Annotated in this window: 17 protein-coding genes and 1 pseudogene; 4 read left to right on the forward strand and 14 right to left on the reverse strand. The window is 73.1% G+C overall.

Annotated elements, in window-relative coordinates; translation table 11 throughout:
* Positions 1-14: 14 nt before the first annotated feature.
* The gene (locus ACH45N_RS10795) at positions 15-638 is read right to left on the reverse strand and encodes a trimeric intracellular cation channel family protein (protein ID WP_397393470.1); all 624 of its coding nucleotides are present in this window, start codon (positions 636-638) and stop codon (positions 15-17) included.
* Between the two features lie 513 nt (positions 639-1,151).
* On the opposite strand from ACH45N_RS10795, the gene ACH45N_RS10800 reads away from it, so the two are divergent.
* Positions 1,152-2,594: a DUF222 domain-containing protein gene (locus ACH45N_RS10800; protein WP_397393472.1), complete on the forward strand. Its 1,443-nt coding sequence runs from the start codon at positions 1,152-1,154 to the stop codon at positions 2,592-2,594.
* Here the strand turns inward: ACH45N_RS10800 and ACH45N_RS10805 are convergent.
* Positions 2,591-2,881, reverse strand: a complete 291-nt coding sequence (locus tag ACH45N_RS10805; protein ID WP_397393474.1) for a helix-turn-helix domain-containing protein — start codon at positions 2,879-2,881, stop codon at positions 2,591-2,593. The two genes, ACH45N_RS10800 and ACH45N_RS10805, sit on opposite strands and share 4 nt — an antisense overlap.
* A gap of 67 nt (positions 2,882-2,948) precedes the next feature.
* Between ACH45N_RS10805 and map the strand changes: the two genes are divergently transcribed.
* Positions 2,949-3,725: a type I methionyl aminopeptidase gene (gene map / locus ACH45N_RS10810; RefSeq protein ID WP_397393476.1), complete on the forward strand. Its 777-nt coding sequence runs from the start codon at positions 2,949-2,951 to the stop codon at positions 3,723-3,725.
* Here the strand turns inward: map and ACH45N_RS10815 are convergent.
* Positions 3,709-4,746 (reverse strand): acetylxylan esterase, encoded by a 1,038-nt coding sequence (locus tag ACH45N_RS10815; protein ID WP_397393478.1) that lies wholly within the window; start codon positions 4,744-4,746, stop codon positions 3,709-3,711. The genes map and ACH45N_RS10815 overlap by 17 nt on opposite strands.
* 84 nt (positions 4,747-4,830) lie before the next feature.
* Here ACH45N_RS10815 and ACH45N_RS10820 point away from each other — a divergent pair, with 84 nt between their 5' ends.
* Positions 4,831-5,622, forward strand: a complete 792-nt coding sequence (locus ACH45N_RS10820; RefSeq protein ID WP_397393480.1) for a DeoR/GlpR family DNA-binding transcription regulator — start codon at positions 4,831-4,833, stop codon at positions 5,620-5,622.
* 31 nt (positions 5,623-5,653) lie between these two features.
* On the opposite strand, the gene ACH45N_RS10825 is transcribed toward ACH45N_RS10820, so the two are convergent.
* From ACH45N_RS10825 to ACH45N_RS10855, 7 genes and pseudogenes are all read right to left on the reverse strand, one after another.
* Positions 5,654-6,508, reverse strand: a complete 855-nt coding sequence (locus ACH45N_RS10825; protein ID WP_397393482.1) for a LacI family DNA-binding transcriptional regulator — start codon at positions 6,506-6,508, stop codon at positions 5,654-5,656.
* A 47-nt stretch (positions 6,509-6,555) separates the two neighbouring features.
* A pseudogene (locus tag ACH45N_RS10830) lies at positions 6,556-8,904 on the reverse strand (FAD-dependent oxidoreductase); the annotation flags it as partial.
* Positions 8,905-8,929: 25 nt separating this feature from the next.
* The gene (locus ACH45N_RS10835) at positions 8,930-10,801 is read right to left on the reverse strand and encodes a BNR-4 repeat-containing protein (protein ID WP_397393484.1); all 1,872 of its coding nucleotides are present in this window, start codon (positions 10,799-10,801) and stop codon (positions 8,930-8,932) included.
* Complete coding sequence (locus ACH45N_RS10840; protein WP_397393486.1) at positions 10,801-12,114, reverse strand: extracellular solute-binding protein; 1,314 nt, start codon at positions 12,112-12,114, stop codon at positions 10,801-10,803. Before ACH45N_RS10840 ends, ACH45N_RS10835 begins: the two co-directional genes overlap by 1 nt.
* A gap of 79 nt (positions 12,115-12,193) precedes the next feature.
* The gene (locus tag ACH45N_RS10845; RefSeq protein ID WP_397393488.1) at positions 12,194-13,129 is read right to left on the reverse strand and encodes a carbohydrate ABC transporter permease; all 936 of its coding nucleotides are present in this window, start codon (positions 13,127-13,129) and stop codon (positions 12,194-12,196) included.
* Positions 13,126-14,052, reverse strand: coding sequence for a carbohydrate ABC transporter permease (locus ACH45N_RS10850; RefSeq protein ID WP_397393491.1), 927 nt, complete (start codon positions 14,050-14,052; stop codon positions 13,126-13,128). Before ACH45N_RS10850 ends, ACH45N_RS10845 begins: the two co-directional genes overlap by 4 nt.
* A 187-nt stretch (positions 14,053-14,239) precedes the next feature.
* On the reverse strand, positions 14,240-14,848 hold the full coding sequence (locus ACH45N_RS10855) for a TetR/AcrR family transcriptional regulator (protein WP_397393493.1): 609 nt from the start codon (positions 14,846-14,848) through the stop codon (positions 14,240-14,242).
* A 118-nt stretch (positions 14,849-14,966) separates the two neighbouring features.
* Here ACH45N_RS10855 and ACH45N_RS10860 point away from each other — a divergent pair, with 118 nt between their 5' ends.
* Complete coding sequence (locus ACH45N_RS10860) at positions 14,967-15,443, forward strand: nuclear transport factor 2 family protein (RefSeq protein WP_397393495.1); 477 nt, start codon at positions 14,967-14,969, stop codon at positions 15,441-15,443.
* A gap of 68 nt (positions 15,444-15,511) precedes the next feature.
* Here the strand turns inward: ACH45N_RS10860 and ACH45N_RS10865 are convergent, their stop codons facing one another.
* From ACH45N_RS10865 to ACH45N_RS10880, 4 genes are all read right to left on the reverse strand, one after another.
* Complete coding sequence (locus ACH45N_RS10865; protein WP_397393497.1) at positions 15,512-16,105, reverse strand: GyrI-like domain-containing protein; 594 nt, start codon at positions 16,103-16,105, stop codon at positions 15,512-15,514.
* Entirely contained in the window at positions 16,098-16,442 is a 345-nt protein-coding gene (locus ACH45N_RS10870) for a hypothetical protein (RefSeq protein ID WP_397393499.1), read from the reverse strand. The genes ACH45N_RS10865 and ACH45N_RS10870 overlap by 8 nt, the downstream gene beginning before the upstream one ends.
* A gap of 82 nt (positions 16,443-16,524) precedes the next feature.
* On the reverse strand, positions 16,525-16,854 hold the full coding sequence (locus ACH45N_RS10875; RefSeq protein WP_397393501.1) for a hypothetical protein: 330 nt from the start codon (positions 16,852-16,854) through the stop codon (positions 16,525-16,527).
* A 96-nt stretch (positions 16,855-16,950) separates the two neighbouring features.
* Positions 16,951-17,781, reverse strand: a complete 831-nt coding sequence (locus ACH45N_RS10880) for a helix-turn-helix domain-containing protein (protein WP_397393503.1) — start codon at positions 17,779-17,781, stop codon at positions 16,951-16,953.
* Between the last annotated feature and the right edge of the window lie 162 nt (positions 17,782-17,943).

Here is a 17,943-nt window from a genome sequence, read left to right on the forward strand (position 1 = left end):
GCGTCCACGGGCGGTCACGCCGTGCCCGGGCTGCCGGCCGGCGGCGCCTGCCAGCGGTAGCGCAACGAGACCATCCGCAGCGCGAACACGAGCGCGGCGACTGCCGAGCCCGTGCCGAGGTTGAACCAGCCCGCCCACACCAGCGCGCTGGTCAGCGCGGCCCCGAGCAGCGCGGGGATGGCGTACAGGCCGCGGGCCCGGAAGATCTGCGGCACGTCGTTGGCGATGACGTCGCGGATGACGCCGCCGCCCACCGCCGTCACCAGGCCGAGGATCGCGGACGCCACCGGGTTCATGCCCGCCGCCAGCGAGACGAGCGTGCCGGTGACCGCGAAGAGCGCCATGCCGGCGGCGTCGAACGTGATCAGCAGGTCGTGGAAGCGGCGCACGACGTGCGCGAAGAAGTACACGACCACCGCGGCGACCACGGGCGGGACCAGGTAGACGGGTGAGCCGAAGGCCCGCGGCACGCCGACGTCGAGGATCACGTCGCGCAGGATGCCGCCGCCCAGGCCCACGCAGGTGCCGAGCAGCAGCGACCCGACGATGTCGAACTGCCGCTGGGCGGCCAGCAGCGAGCCCGAGACGGCGAAGAAGAAGACACCCAGGAGGTCCCCGGCGAGCTGCGTCCACTCCACGTCAGGTTCCTTCCGGCGGCAGTCAGGTCACGGGGCCGGGACCGACGACTCCCGGGTCACCATGCGGCACGGTAGCTCGTTGATGCCCGACGCCGCCTGTCCTTCGATGGCTTCGAACAGCCGGCGCTTCAGATGCGTGTCGACGGGGAGTGCGTCGCGGCCATGCTCGAGCACCGAGCAGCGGGATTCTGCTGATGGCAGATCGGGTCGGCTCGGGGAGCGGTACGAACGTGTGTGCCATATTTTGATGCCATGACGCGAACCGATGGAGTGCCAGGACGAGCAGGCGAGCAGCCTGCTCGATCGGTGCTGCCCGGGAGCGGGCCGGGGCTGCCTGGCGATGCAGCGCTGGCCGATGCTGCACCGCTGCCCGGTGGAGCGCTGCGGCCTGGTAGTTCTCCGGAGCCTGGTACTTCTCCGGGGCCCGGTACTGTCGGGGCGCCCACCGCACCGACACTCGACGGAACAGTCGACGTGGCCGGTGTGCGGGCGGTACGACGGGCACTGGCAGGGATGATCTTGCCCGGAGCCACTGACATCGGGTCCGGTGATGTCTCGCGGGCGGTGCAGGCCGAGTGGGTGGATCTGCTCGGTGAGCTGGAGGCGGTCAAGAACGCGATCACCGCGACCCAGGCCCGGCTCGCGGTCGCTCTGGACGAGGCCACGCGCGCCGACGAAGCCGGGCAGAGCGTCCGGGCCGAGCGGCGTGGGCGCGGTGTGCCGAGCCAGGTCGGTGCGGCCTTGCGTTGCAGTCCGCACGCGGGGGCCGGGTTCGTGTCCACGTCCAGGGTCTGGGTCACGCAGATGCCGCACACCTTCGCCGCCTTGCAGGCCGGCGTGCTGTCCCCGTGGCGGGCCACGCTCCTGGTCCGGGAGACCTCCCATCTGTCGGTCGAGCACCGTGGCCTGATCGACGAGGAGATCTGCGGACCCGCACACCTGGCCGAGCTGGCCCGGATGGGCACCCGCCGCCTCGTGGCCCGGATCAAGGAACTCGCGGCCCGGTTGGACGTGCACGCCTGCGTGAAGCGCAACGCGAAGGCCGTCTCCGAGCGGCGGGTCTCCATCCGCCCCGCACCCGACCTGATGGTCTACCTCACGGCCATGGTCCCGATGGCGGAGGGCGTGCAGGCCTACGCCCAGCTCAAGACCCACGCCGAGACCACCAAGGCGGGCGGCGACGAGCGTGGGGTGGGTCAGATCATGGCCGACACCCTGATCGAACGCGTCACCGCCCGTGAGCCCGGCCACGCTGCGGATGTGCCGGTCACGATCAACCTCCTGGTCTCCGACGAGACCCTCCTGGCCGGCGGCAACCAGCCCGCCGTGATGGTCGAGGGAGCCCCGGCCGGTGCGGGTGTTGTCCCGGCCCCGGTGGCCCGCCACCTCGTAGCGCACGCGATCGACACTGACACCGCCTGGGTGCGGTCGATCTACGTCAACCCCCACGGCCGCCTGCTGGCCACGACGTCCACGTCCCGGTTCCACCCCCAAGGACTCGCAGCGTTGTTGCGCGCCCGCGAGCAGGGCATCTGCGCCAGCCCGTGGTGCGACGCACCGATCCGGCACACCGACCACATCACCCCGCACGCCCAAGGCGGCCCGACCGGCCTCGACAACGGGCAGGGCCTGTGCGCCCGGTGCAACCACGCCAAGCAGGCACCGGGCTGGTCACAGAAGACCACCCGGCACGACGGCCGGCACGCCGTCGAGACCAGCATGCCCACGGGGCACACCTACGTCTCGGTCGCGCCGAAACCACCAGCACCCGCCCGGACCCCAGCGGTCGGCCCCGCCCCCAGCCGCGTCCCGCGCAGCCGCTACTCGATCGGCTGCCACGCGACGCCCGCCCATGGCGCAATCGCCTACCGGCCGAGCCTACCGCGCCGCCGAGCCCGCGCCCGGTCCCGTCACGCAGACCTCTCCTGGATCCACCCCACCCGAAACACCAGCTAGGAGACCAGCCGGTCCCGCGCGTCGCGCCCTACCCGGGTGCCCTCCGGCCGGCGGATCTCGGCCCACACCTCGTCCAGCGAGAGGCCGAGCACGTCGGCGATCGCCGCGATGGTCGGGAAGGCGGGCGTGGCGACCCGGCCCGACTCGATCTTGCGCAGGGTCTCGGGGGAGACGCGGGCGTCGAGCGCGGTCTCCAGCATCGAGCGGTCCCCACGGGCGCGGCGCAGGAGGGCGCCGAGGCGCTGTCCGCGCTCGACGTCGGCGGGGGTGAGCGGCAGCCTGACCATGACGCCAATACTAATACCGGGATAACATTGCCGGGATAGTTATTGGTAAGCACGCGAAGGGCACCCCATGATCGAGATCCTCAACCCCACCGAGCTGACCCGCGCCAGGGAGTCCGGCGCGCTGGTCGGCGGCATCCTGCGCACGCTGCGGGACCGCGCCGTGGCCGGCACCAACCTCCTGGACATCGACCGGTGGACCCGGGAGATGATCGCCGCGGCCGGGGCGCAGTCCTGCTACGTCGACTACGCGCCGTCCTTCGGCCGCGGGCCGTTCGGCCACTACATCTGCACGGCCGTGAACGACGCCGTGCTGCACGGGATGCCGCACGACTACCGGCTCGCCGACGGCGACCTGCTCACGCTCGACCTGGCCGTGTCCCTGGACGGGATCGCCGCGGACTCCGCGATCAGCTTCGTCGTGGGCGGGGACCGGGCGGCCGACGCCGGGAGCCGCGCCCTCATCGAGGTGACGGAGCGCGCGCTGGCCGCGGGCATCGCGGCCGCCGGGCCCGGCGCGCGCATCGGCGACCTGTCGCACGCCATCGGCACCGTGCTCGGCGGGGCCGGCTACCCGGTCAACACCGAGTTCGGCGGGCACGGCATCGGGTCGACCATGCACCAGGACCCGCACGTCGCGAACACCGGGCGGCCCGGCCGCGGCTACCGGTTGCGCCCGGGGCTGCTGCTCGCGCTGGAGCCGTGGGTCATGGCGGACACGGACGAGCTCGTGACCGACGCCGACGGCTGGACCCTGCGCAGCGCCACCGGCTGCCGCACGGCGCACAGCGAGCACACCGTCGCGATCACGGACGACGGCGCGGAGATCCTCACCCTCCCGCGGTAGCGGCCCGCGCCACCGCCGTCCGGATGTGCTCCCGCGTGGCGGCGAACGCCGTCGCCAGCCCGCGCGCCATGCCCGGGTGGTCGGCATGCCCGGCCGGGTGCACGGCGAGCTCCAGGAGCGGGCCCCGCACCGCGTTGGCGACGGCGAACTGCCCCGGCGGCGGCACGTGCGCGTCCCACAGCGCGCACTCGACCCGGGTCGGCACCCGCAGGTAGCCGGCCGCGACGGACGCGTCGTGGAACGCCAGCACTGTGCGGGCCTCGGGGTGGGAGGCGACGTGGCGGCGCACGGCCTCGCCGCTGCCGGTGCAGCGCAGCCGCAGCCGCAGGTCGTGCTGGCCGAAGGTCGGCACCTCCAGCGTCGCGCCGACGAACCGGTCGTCCCACGGCACGGCCAGCGCGCCGATGCCGCCGCCGAAGCTCGTGCCGACGAAGTAGAGCGGCAGGTCCCCGAGGACGGCGTCGCGCCGCGCCAGCACGTCGAGCAGCGCGGTCGCCGCGTGCCACAGGTCCACGGCGCTGCGGCCCACGGCGTACGTGGCGACCGATCCGATGCCGTGCAGCACGTGCCGCGCGCTGGTGTCCGGGGCGCCGACGCCGGTGTTCAGTGCGCCGAGGCCACGCGCGACGGGGAAGATGACGGCGGCGTCGCGCGGCACCCGCTCGAAGCTCGGCGCCTGCCGGCCGCCGTACCCGTGGCTGTGCACCACGCCCACCCGGGGCGGCCCGTCGAGGGGGAGCGCGACCCAGGCGCGCAGCCGCAGGCCGCCGTCGGCCGTGAACGTCACCACGGACACGTCGTGCGCGCCGTGCCGCCCCTGCGGTTCGAGCACCACCTCGGCCGGGGTCGCCCGCGCCCGTTCGTACCAGGAGCGCCACAGGTCCGCGTACCCGTCGGGCTCGGCGGCGGGCGGCACGGCGAGCAGAGCGGCGCGGTCGTACCCGTAGGTCCCGTCGATCCGGCTGCCGGGAAACCACCGGTCGTAGGGGCTGGGCAGGGGCGGGAGCGCGGGATCGGTCACGGCGGTGTTCCTTCGTCAGGGCGCGGGTCGGCGGCGCGGTGCGCGGCTCGTGGCACACTGAGCCGGTCGTCGAAAGGGGTAGGTGTGCTGGTCGCTGAGCGCAGGGCGCGGATCGTCGACGAGGTGGCGCGCCGCGGAGCCGCGAGCATCGCCGAGCTCGCCGACGAGCTCGGGGTGAGCGCCATGACGGTGCGCCGCGACATCGAGGTGCTGGCGGACCACGGCCGGCTCGACAAGGTGCGCGGCGGCGCCACGGCGCGGCAGACCGACACGACGCGGCAGGACCGCACCTTCGTGACGCGCATGCACCGCCAGGTCGCGGAGAAGCGCGCCATCGCGCAGCACGCCGCCGCATGGGTCGAGCCGGGCATGGCGGTCGGCCTGTCCGGCGGCACGACGGCGTGGGTGCTGGCCCAGGAGCTGCGCGAGGTCCCGGAGCTCACCGTGGTGACCAACTCCCTGCCCGTGGCCGAGGTCTTCCGGCGCCCGGACCGCTCCGACGAGCCGTACACCCAGTCCGTGGTGCTGACCGGCGGCGTGCGGACGCCGTCCGACTCCCTGGTGGGGCCGGTCGCCGTGCGCTCGCTGGAGCATCTGCACCTGGACATCGCGTTCCTCGGCGCGCACGGCATCGACCTCCAGGCCGGCCTGACCACGCCCAACCTCTTGGAGGCCGAGACCGACCGCGCGCTGCTCGCGGCGGGTGGCCGGTCCGTGGTGCTCGCCGACCACTCCAAGTGGGGTGTCGTCGGCCTGACCACCGTGGTCGACCTGCGCGACGTCGAGCAGCTCGTCGTGGACGACGGGCTCGACGCGGAGGCGCGCGCGACCCTCGAGGGCCAGGTCGGCGACCTCCAGGTGGTCGCGGTCGGCTGAGCCTGCGTCGGGGCCGGGTTCGGGCCGGGGCTCACCGAGCCGTGCTGGCCCGCGGCACGACGTGCGCCCCGACCACGACGTGCTCGACGGGCAGGTTCGCGCCGGGCGGGGTGGCGATCTGGCGTTCGAGCTCGCTCAGCGCGCGCTCGACCAGGGCCTCCTTGTCCGGGGCGACCGACGTCAGCGCGGGCGCCGTGAAGCGCGCGCCGCGCACGTCGTCGATGCCCACCACGGCGACGTCGCCCGGCACCGTGCGCCCCGCCGCCTGCAGCGCGACGAGCGCGCCGAAGGCCACGGAGTCGTTGGCGCACACCAGCCCGTCGAACGCGACGCCCCGCCGTACGAGGTCCGCGACCGCGCGCAGGCCCTCGTCCGGGGTGAACGCGTCCACCTGCGCGACGAGGTCGGCGTCCGCCGCCAGCCCGAGGGCCGCCACGGCGTCCCGGTAGCCCGTGTACCGCCGGTCCGCGGCGTCGGACGGGCGCGCGTCCCGCGTGCCGACGTAGGCCACACGCGCGCAGCCGACCTGCGCGAGGTGCTCCGTGGCCGCGTAGGACGCGGCCCGGTTGTCGATGGTCACGTGCGTGAACGGGCTGACCAGGATGTGCTCGCCCAGCAGCACCAGCGGCCCGGGCGTGGCGCGCCGGGTCAGGTCGGCGACCGACAGGGCGCGCGGGATGTGGATCAGCCCGTCCGTCGGGGGCAGGCCCGTGCCGTTGGCGACGTTCACCTCGCGCTCGTGGTCGCCCGCGGTGAGCTGGATGAGCACCGACAGGCCGCGCTGGTCGGCGCGGCGCACGAGCAGCGCCGTCAGCTCGGCGAAGTACGGCTCCTCCAGGTCGGGCACGGCGAGCGCCACGATGCCGGTGCGCTCTTTCCTGTGCACGACCGACAGCGTAGTGGTGCCGGCCCGCCGGCGCGGCGTCGCGGCCCTCATCGCTCCTGCACCCGGAACGCCACGACGCGCGCCTGGGCGGCGCCGTTGGTGGCGCCCACGACCAGGCGCGCGGACCGCAGGGGGCCGAGGTCGTCCGGCAGGGGGTGCACGCGCAGCCGCTGCCGGTTGTCGGCCACGGCGGCGACGGTGACCCAGTCCTGGCCGGGCCCGTCGGGCAGCACGTCGACGCGGTAGTCCTTCACCAGCGTCGGCAGCACCTCGTCCGGGGTGCGGTGGTGGTGCAGGGTGTTGAGCTCGACGTCCAGGTCGTCGTCGAACACGATCCGCGCCTCGCCGGCGGCGACGGGCTCGTCCCAGTCGAGGCGCAGCCACTCCTCGCGACCCGGGGACAGCGGCGCGGACGCCCACATGTTCGGCCCGCCGTGGTTGCGGTGGTAGCCGGACGTCGCCCGCTCGGGCGCCAGCGCGCGCGTCTCCGGCGCGCTCCGGAACACCACCGAGCGGCCGCGCAGCGGCTTGGTGGGCCACTGCACGAGCAGCTCGTCGGTGCTGACCTGCACGTTCTGGTCGTCACTGTCCACGCGGTGCACCAGCGTGAGCACCCCGGGCGGCAGCGGCGCGGTGGTGTGTACGGCGAGGTCGGGGTTGGCCCGGAGCACGACGACGGCGTTCTGCGGGGTGTCCGGGGCGAAGGGCACGTGCGCCGTGACCCAGCGGTGGTCGCCCGCGGGCACGGACACGTCGGTCTTGCCCTCCAGGCGGGCGGGCACCACGTTCTGCGGCTTGCCCGTGGACCACACCTCGACGGTCAGGGTCGTGTCCCGCCGGGCGGAGACCAGCAGGTCCACGCTGTCCAGGCGCGGGTCGACGGGCAGCGCGATGCCCAGGTCGACGTCGAGGTCGTGCACGTCGAAGTCGTCGTAGGGGTCGCCGGTCGAGCCGGCGACCGGGGCGGCGATGCTCGTCGTGGTGCTCGACGCCGTGACGCGGGCCCGCCGCGCCAGGTCGCGCGGGTCGGTGTTCGCCACGCCGACGACGGGCGCGTCCCAGACGAGCAGCGTCTGCCGCAGCTCGTCGAGGTGGTCGGTGTACACGCCGCGCGGCGTGGTGCCGTGCTCGACGCACAGGGCCGCCGCGGTGCCCGCCGCCTGGCCCATCGCGCCGCACGTGGCCATGACCCGCGCGGCGCCGAACGCGATGTGCGTGGCCGAGACGTCCCGGCCCGCGAAGAGCATGTTCTCCACGTTGACCGAGTACAGGGACCGGTAGGGGATCTCGAAGACGCCGTCGGAGAAGCGCTGGAGCGCGCCCGCGCCCTGGGCGTACATGCCCTGCGCGGGGTGCAGGTCGATGGACCAGCCGCCGAACGCGACGCCGTCGTCGAACCGTGTCTGGTCCACGATGTCGCCCTGGTGCAGCGTGTAGTCGCCCACGAAGCGCCGGTACTCGCGCTTTCCGGGCACGTTGCCGATCCACTCCAGGGTGAGGTTGTCGGCGTCGAACTTTCCCGAGTTCTTGATGTGGTCCCAGATGCCGAGGATCACGCCGCGCAGCTCGTCGCGGATGCGCTCGTTGTCGTCGACCGTGTCGAGCTCACCGCCCCACTCGATCCACCAGTAGTGCGCGCCGGAGTCGCCGCTGCGGATGATGCGGTGCTCGGGGATGGGCGTACCCGAGATGTCGATGGCGCTCTCGGGCGCCACGTACTTCACCGGGTGCCCGAGGTCCTTCGTGTAGAAGAGGAGCGTGGAGCCCAGGAACTCCCGCACGGCCTCCGGGGGCGCCCACTCCTCGCCGAACTCGGCGTGGCTCTCCTTGCCCAGCCGGTACCGGGCGCCCGCGAGGTGCCCCACGAGCCCGTCGCCGGTGCAGTCGAGGAAGACCGGGGCGGTGAACGTCGTCAGGATCTCCGACGCCATGGTCCAGCCGGTCACCGACTCGATGCGCCGGGCGTCGTCCGGGCCGGTGGCGCGGACCTCGCGGACGTCCGTGTTGAGGAAGAGCCGGATGTTCTGCTCGCGCCGCACCGTGTCCAGCACCACGTCGTCCCAGTAGACAGGGTTCCCCTCGGGGTTGCGGTACTGGTTCTCCACGTACATCTCGCCGACGATCCCGGTCTCCCGGGCCCATCGCTGGTTGCCGTGGGCGGTCGCCCCGCACACCCACACCCGCACCTCGGACGACGAGTTGCCACCGAGCACGGGCCGGTTGTTGATCAGCACGACCTGCCGGCCCATCCGTGCGGCCGCGACGGCGGCACAGACGCCGGCGAGGCCCCCTCCGACGACCACGATGTCGGCTTCTACCGTCTGGGTGCGCATGTTCTCCTTGTTTCCTTGGTGCTGGTCAGAGTGCTGATCGCGGGTGTGCGGGGCGGGGCGGGCCGGGGTCGCCCCGGCCCGCCGGAGGTCACTCGTCCACGGCGAGCACCTCGACCTCGTAGACGCGGGCGACGTCGGTGGCCGAAGCGGACGGGTCGGTGACCAGCAGCCTGACCTGGTCCGCCGTGGCGGCCGGGAACGTGAGGGTCACCGTGCCCTGCGTGTTCCCGGTGACCTGGCCCACCCGGACCCAGCCGGCGGCCGTGCGCAGCTCGACCGAGAAGTCCCGCAGCACGTCGGCCGTGCCGGTCGCCTTGCTGTAGCCGCTGCGCACACGCACCGTGTCGACGGCGGTCGCTGTGCCCCAGTCGGCGGTGAGCACCGGCGCGGCGTCGTCCAGGGCGGAGATCCACCGGCTGGCGTCCGTGCACGAGCCGTCGACGGCGAGCTCGCCGCCCGTGTCGGCGCGCAGCGTCGAGGAGACGGTGACGGCGGCGCCGCGGGCCACGTTGACCCCCGTCGCCTCGCCGCGCAGGTCCGCCACCACCTGGGCCGCCGTGGTGCCGGCCGGGGTGCCGCCGGTGCGGGGGAGCGTGGCGTGGAAGAGCTGCCCGGCGCTCGGCACCGTGACGTAGAGCTGGTCCGTGCCGGTCGACGCCGTCACGGCGCTGAGCCGCTGCGCGCCCGTCCGAGGCTCGCCCACGGTGCCGAACCGCCACGTGCCCTCGCCGCGCACCCGCTCGGCCCGCACCACGGCGCTCTGCTGGCCCGTGACGCACGAGGTGGTCTCCACCACGGCGTAGATGCGGGTGGTCGCGCCGGCCGACGTCGTCTCGATGGCCGCCGACGTCTCCACGCCCGGCCCGAGCTCCGCGAGGTCGAGCACGGTCTCGCGCTGCCACGCGGCGCCGTCCCAGCGCGCGAACCGCACGTCGTAACCGTCGAACGCCGTGACGCCCTCGGTGCGGAACCGGTAGGCGATCCCGTCGAGGTCGTCTCCGTGCACGGACAGCTTCGCGGTCTGCAGCGCGGGCCAGTAGGAGCCGATGTCCTCGCCGTCCACGTACGGCTGGTAGACCACGGCGCCCGGCGTGGCGGGCGTGATCGGCGTCGCCAGGGCGGCGCCCGCGACGTCGCGGAACGAGCCGTCGGCCGGGTCGTAGACGGCGTACGAGCCGAGGTGCCGCGACGGGTCGGCGGGCCACGGGCCCCACTCCCACAGCACGTGCACGCGCCCGTCCGTGCCCACCTTGAGGTCGTCCGGGTAGAAGGAGTGCCCCACGGCGTCGGCGACGACGGCGACCCGCGACCACGTGCCGGCCGCGGTGTCGAACCGGTACAGGTTGCCGGTGCGGGCCTGGCGCTGGTCCGCGCCGGCGCGCGCCATGACGTAGACGTCGCCGTCCGCGCCGCGGGCCGTCACCGGGTAGGTGATGGCCAGGTCCTGGTCCGGCAGCTGCGCCGAGACGTCCACCAGGGAGGTGACGTCGCCCGGCGTGGTGGTGCGGAAGTAGTTCCACTGCTCGTGGTGCATCGAGACGAACGCGTGCACGTTGCCCGCGCCGTCCACCACGATCGAGGGCTGGTTGTGCCCGTTGTCGTCCACGAACGTGGCGCACGAGCCGTCGGCCGCCCGCAGGCAGCCGTCGGTCCAGACGCCGTCCGCGCCGCGCGCGGCCACGTGCACCTCGTGCGTCGCGGCCGTGGGGCCGGGCGCGTTGAACGCCACGTAGGTCACGCCGCCCACGACGTCGATCGGCTTCCACCAGCCCGCCTGGTTGGACGAGTCGACGGTGAAGGGCAGCTCGTCGACCTGCGCCGCGTGTCGCGCCGCGGCCGCGCCGACCGGGCCGGTGGCGGCGGGTCCCGCGGCCGACGCCGGCAGGGCCGTGCCGAGGGTCACGGCCGCCGCGAGGGCGGCCGTGACGGCGCGGGGGCCGGGGTTCTGCGGCCGCCGCATCAGTCGACCAGCTTCTGCGCGGCCGCGCCGGCCTTCTCCATCGCGGCCTGCGGCTCCGCGCTGCCCACCAGGACCGCCTGGATCTGCTCGGCGATCACGGTCTCGATCTGGGCGTACTGCGGGTAGACCCAGAACGGGTTGGTGGTGGCCGTGGCGGTGATCCGCTCGGCGAACTGCGCGCCGAACGCGTCGGCGCCCACCTCGGGCAGGGCCAGCGCCGACTCCGTGGCCGGCGGCAGGCCGCGGGCCGCGAAGTACTGCTTGGCCACGTCGACGTCCGACGTCATCCACCTCGCGAAGTCCGCGGCGGTCTCGGCGCCGGCGCCGTCGACCACGACGAGCGCGCCGCCCCAGACCAGGGCACGCGGGGTGTCGCCCGCCGCCAGGACCGGGCGCGACCAGGCGGTCAGCTTCTCCGCGAGCTTCTTGTCGGGCGACTCGGTGACCACGGCGTCGCGGCCGACGATGGCGTCGTCGTAGATCGCGGCGCGCCCCTGCGCGAACAGCGACCGGGCGTCGAACCGGTCGACGTCGGGCGCGATGAGGCCCTGGTCGTAGAGCGACTTGTACCAGGTCACGGCCTCGACGCTCGCGTCGTCGCCGATCGTCACCGTGCCGCCGTCCAGCAGCGGGCTGCCGAACGTCTCCATCCAGATCAGCACGTCCTTGAGCTGGGCCGCCTTGGTGGACGCCGCGTACGGGACCACGCCGCCGCCGAGCTTCCCCAGGTCCTTCAGCGCCGACTCGAACTCGTCGATCGTCGTCGGCGGCTCGGCGATCCCGGCCTTCTCCAGCAGCTCGGCGTTGGCGAGCAGCCCGATCGCGCCGATGTTCCACGGCAGGCCGTACTGCACGCCGTCGAACGACGCGGCCTGCAGGCCCGCCTGCGTGTAGTCGACCCCCTGGGCCAGCGGGCCGAGGTCCTGCAGCTTGTTCAGCGCGGCCAGCGAGCCGAGCCACGCCACGTCCACGTGCACGGCCCCCGTGACCTGGCCGCCCTTGACCTGCAGCGTCAGCTGGCTGATGTACTCGTTGTACGGGTAGGAGACCTCGCGGACCGTGACGTCGTTGTCGGTCGCGTACTGGCCGAGCAGCTCGCGGATCGCGGGCGCCGCCGTCTCCTCCGTGAGCGACCAGGAGGCGAAGCTGAAGTCGGTCCTGGCGCCGGCCGCCGCGGTGCTCGCGGCCTCCGGGGCGGCGGGACCGGCCTCGGGGACGCAGGCCGCGAGGGTCAGGGTGCCGGCGCCGAGGCCGAGGAGCTGCAGCAGGCGGCGGCGGGACAGGGCGGTGTCGGTTGCGGGGTAGACAGGCATGGGGATCCTCCACGATGAGGGATGGGCGAACGAGAGTGCTGACGGGCCGGGGCACGGGCGGCGGGGGCCGCCCGCGCCGTCAGCCCTTGACCGCGCCGGCGGTGAGGCCGCCAACCAGGTACTTCTGCAGGGCGATGAAGGCGATGGCCACGGGCAGCGAGACCACCAGGGACGCGGCCATGAGCTCCGGCCAGGCGGTCGACGCCTCGCCGACGAACGTGTTGACGAGGCCGGGCGGCAGGGTCTGCTTCTCCGGACCGGCGAGCGTCAGGGCGAAGATGAAGTCGTTCCAGCCGCGCACGAACGCGAACAGCCCGGCCGCGATGAGCCCGGGGGCCGACAGCGGGAGCACGATCGAGTGGATGATCCGCAGCCGCGAGGCGCCGTCGACCCGGGCCGCCTCGATGAGCTCGTCGGGGATGGTGTCGAAGAACCCCTTGAGCATCCAGACGCACAGCGGCAGCGTGAACGTGGTGAAGCTCAGCACCAGCGCGGTGTAGGTGTTGAGCAGCCCGTACGCGCTGAACAGCGAGTAGAGCGTGACCAGCAGCAGCGCCTGCGGGAACATCTGCGACGCGAGCACGAAGTACATCAGGGACCGGCGCCCGCGGTAGCGGAACTTCGAGAACGAGTAGCCCATGTACGCGGAGACCAGCACGGACAGCACCGCGGTGAGCACCGAGACCAGCAGGCTGTTGCGCAGGTACACGAAGAGCTGCTCGTTGCCGGCCAGCGCGGCGAAGGCGTCGAGCGTCGGGGTCGCGGGGAACAGCCGGGGCGGGTAGGCGAAGACCTGGTCGCGCGGGGTCAGGGCGGTGGCGAGCAGCCAGTAGACGGGCGCCAGGGCGAAGCCGCCGAAGACGACAACGGTGGTCCACGCGGCGATGCGCACGCCGCGGCGCTCGGAGCGCAGCGGGCTGCGCCGGACGACGGGCCGCGGGGGCGTCGCGGTGTCGGCGTCGCCGTCGGACGGCGTGCCGGGGGCGGGGGTGCGGGTCGGCGTCAGCGCGCTCACTTCGCCTCTCCCTTCTCCGAGAAGCGGATGTAGACGACGACGAGGCCCATCAGCAGGACCATCCAGAGCAGGCCGAGCGCGCCGGCGTGGCCGAGGTCGAACCCGTGGAAGGCGGTCTCGTAGACGGCGGTGGCGAAGGTCTGGGTGGAGCCGGCGGGGCCGCCGCCGGTGAGCACGTAGATGATGTCGAAGTGCTGGAAGTTCCAGATGAGCTCCAGCAGCAGCACCAGGCCGACGATGCCCTTGACCTGCGGCAGCGTGATCGAGAAGAAGCGGCGCACGGTGCCGGCGCCGTCCATCTCCGCGGCCTCGTGCAGCTCGCGCGGCACGGTCTGCAGGCCGGCCAGGAGCATCACCATCATCCAGGGGAAGGACTGCCAGGACTTGGCCACGATCACCGCCGTCATCGCGGTGCCGGGCTGGGCCAGCCAGGGCACGGCGCCGTCGATCAGGCCGAGCGTCTCCAGGAGCGCGTTCAGCACGCCGTAGTTGGCGTTGAAGATCCACATCCACAGGAACGAGACGACGACGCCGGGCACCAGCCAGGGGATGAGCATGAGGCCGCGCAGCACCTTGGCGCCGCGGATGCGGGTGTTCAGGGCGAGGGCCAGCGCGAAGCCGATGACGAACGGGAAGACCGTCGTGCCGACCGTGAACACCAGGGTCTGCCCCAGCAGGCGGGGGAAGTCGCCGGTCAGGACGTCGACGATGTTCTGCAGGCCGACGAACGTGCGGCCCGGCACGACCAGGCTCTGCTCGAAGAACGCCGCGACGAGTGCCGCGACGAGCGGGTAGAGCACCACGCCCAGCAGGAGGGCCCCGCCGGGCAGGAGCAGGAGCAGGGCGAACTGACCGTCGGTGAGCCGTCGCGGTGGCGAATGTGAACTAGTGTTACGAACAGTTTCAAGCTGTGAAGCGGACATCGCTGATGTTCCTCGTCGTCGAGGGCGGGCTGCTGGTGCGACCGCAACAATGGCTGATGCTGTGCGGTTCTGTCAATCAGCGCCGACGATCGCGTCGAGATGTGGGACTGTACTTGTCACAAGGAATGACAGAAGATCACATCTAGTATCAGTACGGCGATGTGTGTCGGGCTCGGCCCGGCTTGGCTCAGCGCGTCGGACCCGACTGCTGCCGCATCCAGGCAGGCAGCGCAGCATGTAGCCGGGAGGTGATCTCCTCCGGCCGGTCGCCGAGGCTTCCGCTGACGGCGGCCGACAGGACCCCGTTCATCCCGCAGGCCGCGTAGACGTCCTCGACGTCGTCGGTCTCTGCCCCGGCGTCGTCCCCGCCCAGCCCGCGCCGGAGCTCGCGCACGTGGTCCACCAGGAGGTCGCTGATCCCCATCAGCCCGCTCGGGGAGCGCCAGGCAGAGGCCACCAGGAAGACGTTGCGGCGCTGCCGCAGGGTCTCGAGCATGGTGTTCAGCGTCTCCAGCGCCATGGCCGCCGGGTCCGCGCCGGGCTGCTGCCGGTCCCCGGGTTCGGGGGTCCCCAGGGTGCGGAAGTCCTCCCTGATCAGGGCGACGGCGGCCTCCTCGACCGACTGGAAGTGGTTGTAGAAGGTGGCGCGATGGACGCCGGCGGCCTGGGTGACGGCTGCGACCGAGGGGTAGGTGCCCATCTGCCCCAGGAGCGCCGCCAGCGCGTCCGTGATGGCCTGCCGGGACCGCGTGAAGCGCGGGTCCTCCCCGGCCGTCGAGGGGTGAGCGCTGGCCATGACCGCACCGTACAGGAGGAGGTCGGCGTGTTCCCTTCGTCACCGGACCAACTAATCGACACCTGTCGAATAGCGGTCTACCGTGGAGAGCGCATCACTCCTCGACGAAGGAACCACCATGTCGGTCACCGACAGCACCACCTCTCCCACCGCCACCGCCGACAAGCTCGCCGTGGTCGAGACCCTCTACCGGTACGCGGCCGGGCTCGACCTGCGGGACCGGGCCCTGCTCGCCTCCGCCTTCGCGGAGGACGCCGTCGCCGACTTCCGCCCGGCCATGACCAAGGCCGGCTTCGACTACCCGGTCGTGGAGGGCGGGGAGAGCATCACCACCGCCCTGGCGGAGTCGCTCGGCCACCTCGACACGACCCACACCGTGAGCAACCCGCGGGTGAGCCTCGACGGCGATACCGCCCACCTGGACGTGCTCCTGGCGTGCCAGCACCTGCCCCGCGGGGACCACTCGCGGCACGTGCTCATGACCAACCGGTACGACGTCGAGCTGGTCCGCCGCGGCGACGTCTGGCTCATCCGGCGCTTCACCGTGGACAACGTCTGGACCGAGGGCGACGTCACCGTCCTCGACGGCGTCTAGGGCCTCGCGCCAAAAGGCTTCGCCGCCGGTCCTCACAGGGACCGGCGGCGACGCTTTTCGTGTTCCCGTCAGGCCACGGGGTCACGCAGGATGGTGCGCAGCGTGTCCTGCGGGGTGTCGCGGGTGTATGCGTCGAGATAGACCTCGCGGTGCGGCCCGCTGCGGGCGACGCCCTCACCGGCGGCGAACCGGCCCAGCCGGTCGAGCGTGGCCAGCTCCCCGGAGAAGGGCCCGTGGTGCATCACCTGGACGACGGCCTGAGCGGGCAGGTCGAACACCTCCAGTCGGTCGTCCGCGATGTCCGACGGGCTCGCGGCCCGGGCCGCCGCGACGTCGTCGGGCGTGGTCCCGCTCCCGACGGCGACCATGAGCCGGTAGCTCAGCGTGGTGACCGGGTGCACGCTGTAGAAGTCCGCGATACCGACCGGCGCCGAGTCCTCGGGGTACCAGTACTGGCCCTCGACCACCGACCGGTCCGGCGACGCCGGGTCCGGCGGGAGGCTCCCCGCGATCTCGGCCACGAGCAGCATCTTGCGGTAGTACTCGTCGGTGCCGGGCGCACCGGCACCGAGCACCGCGACGTAGCGGGTGGCGGGGGAGCGGACGAGCTCCGGCTCGTCCGGCGCCGCCAGGTGGTCGGTCCGGTCCAGGGCGTCAGCCACGGAGCCCACCGCCGATCTTCGCCATCGTCTCGGCGTATGCCGCGGGCAGGTCGATGCCGAGCTTGTCGGCGAGGACGAAGAGCCACCACATGTTCTCGGCCAGCTTGTGCCGCAGCTCGGCGTCGACGTCGCCGTCGATGTCCCACGTGCGCTCCGCCGCCAGGACCAGGCGGCCCACGTAGGCGGCGTCGTTGGTGAACCCGACGGCCAGCTCGGGCAGGGTCCAGGTGCGCCCCAGCATGCGCTGCTCGATCTGCTCGTACAGGGCGCGGACCTCCCGCGCGGTGGCATCGGCCTGCGCTAGCGTCTGCCCGGCGGGGTCATGGGGGCTGTTCATGTCATGTCCTCTCGGTGGTGAAGTGCTTCGACGCTAGGCCGCTTCCCGGACAGGTCCTGTCCGGGATCTCGTGTCTGCCCGGTCACACCCCCGCACCCGGGGACGTCGGCGCCTCGACGCCGTGCAGGACGGTCGTGAGCTGCCAGTCGACGGTCGACTGGTCGATTGTGTCGTGGACGGGGGAACCGCCCATCTCGCCCGTGATGCCGCTCGCGCCGGCCCGGGCGTGGGCCATGCTGTCGTAGGCGACGACGTCGACGACGGTGCCGTCGTCGCGCACGGCGATCCGTCGCCACAGGAACCCGGGCTGGCGCCGCAGGTAGTCGTCGATGTCGGCGTTCGCCGTGATGAAGTCCTCGGGCGTGAGCCCAGGAGCCGGGCGGAGGGTGGTGATCTCCAGAACCTGTGCCATGGCGGTGTCCTCTCGTGGTGCGTGCGCCCGCGTTCCGGGTGCTGTTCCAGCCTGAGGTCCGCCGTCCGGGGGAGGAAGGCAGTGGCTGCCTGGGTGTCACACTCCCCGGTTCGCGCCTGCCGCGATCGTGCCGAGCAGCGTGAGCGAGTCGGCGCTCGCCGACCCGGCCGCAGCCGTGGCGACCGTGAGCTGCTGACCGGGCACGTCCCGGCTCTCGAACGTCTGGTAGACCAGCTCCAGCCGCCCGACGTCGGGGTGGTCGATCCGCTTCGTCGTCGCGGTCAGGCCGGTCACCCGATGGTCCTGCCACAGCCGCGCGAAGTCAGGGCTCTCGTCCTCCATGCGGGCCACCACCGCCGTCACCTCGGGGTGCGGCGGGGTGTAGCCCACGGCAAGGCGTAGTGCGCTGACCGCGGCGCGGGCGATGTGCTCCCAGTCCATGAAGTACGTCCGCGACGCGGCATCGGCGAACAGGTACGGGACCGCGCCCTGCGCCATCTGCGCCGGCCCCAGCAGCTGCGTCGCGACCGGGTTGGCGGCCAGGATCCGGAACGCCGGGTTGACCACGTAGGCAGCGACGCCGGGCATGCTCTCCAGCAGGTGCTGCATGTCCGGCCCCACCCGGTCGGCCGCGGAGCGCGTCGCCGGCGCCAGCCGGGCCAGCCGGAACGCGTGCGCCTGGGCGTCCGGGCCGAGCTGGAGCGCGGTGCAGATCGCCTCCACGACCTGGGCCGACGGCGTCCGCTCGCGGCCCTGCTCCAGCCGCGCGTAGTAGTCGGCGCTGACCCCCGCCAGGACCGCCACCTCCTCCCGGCGCAGGCCCTTGACGCGCCGGGACCCGGCCGTCGGCAGGCCGACGTCCCGCGGGGACACCCGGGCGCGCTGCGCCGTGAGGAATTCCCCGAACGCGTTCTCTGCTGCTGGCATGCGTTCGAGGCTACGCGCGCGTGAGCCGCGAGGAAGGACGCGGGAGCCGGGGTGCGCCACACCCAGGCACCCGCGTCCTTCCTCGGTCCGCACCGGGCACGAAGGATCGGGGGGAGGGGTGGTCACACCCCGCACCAAGCCCACCTCTGGAGACCGCAGCTC

Source organism: Promicromonospora sp. NPDC019610, from assembly GCF_044389365.1.
Classification (GTDB): domain Bacteria; phylum Actinomycetota; class Actinomycetes; order Actinomycetales; family Cellulomonadaceae; genus Promicromonospora.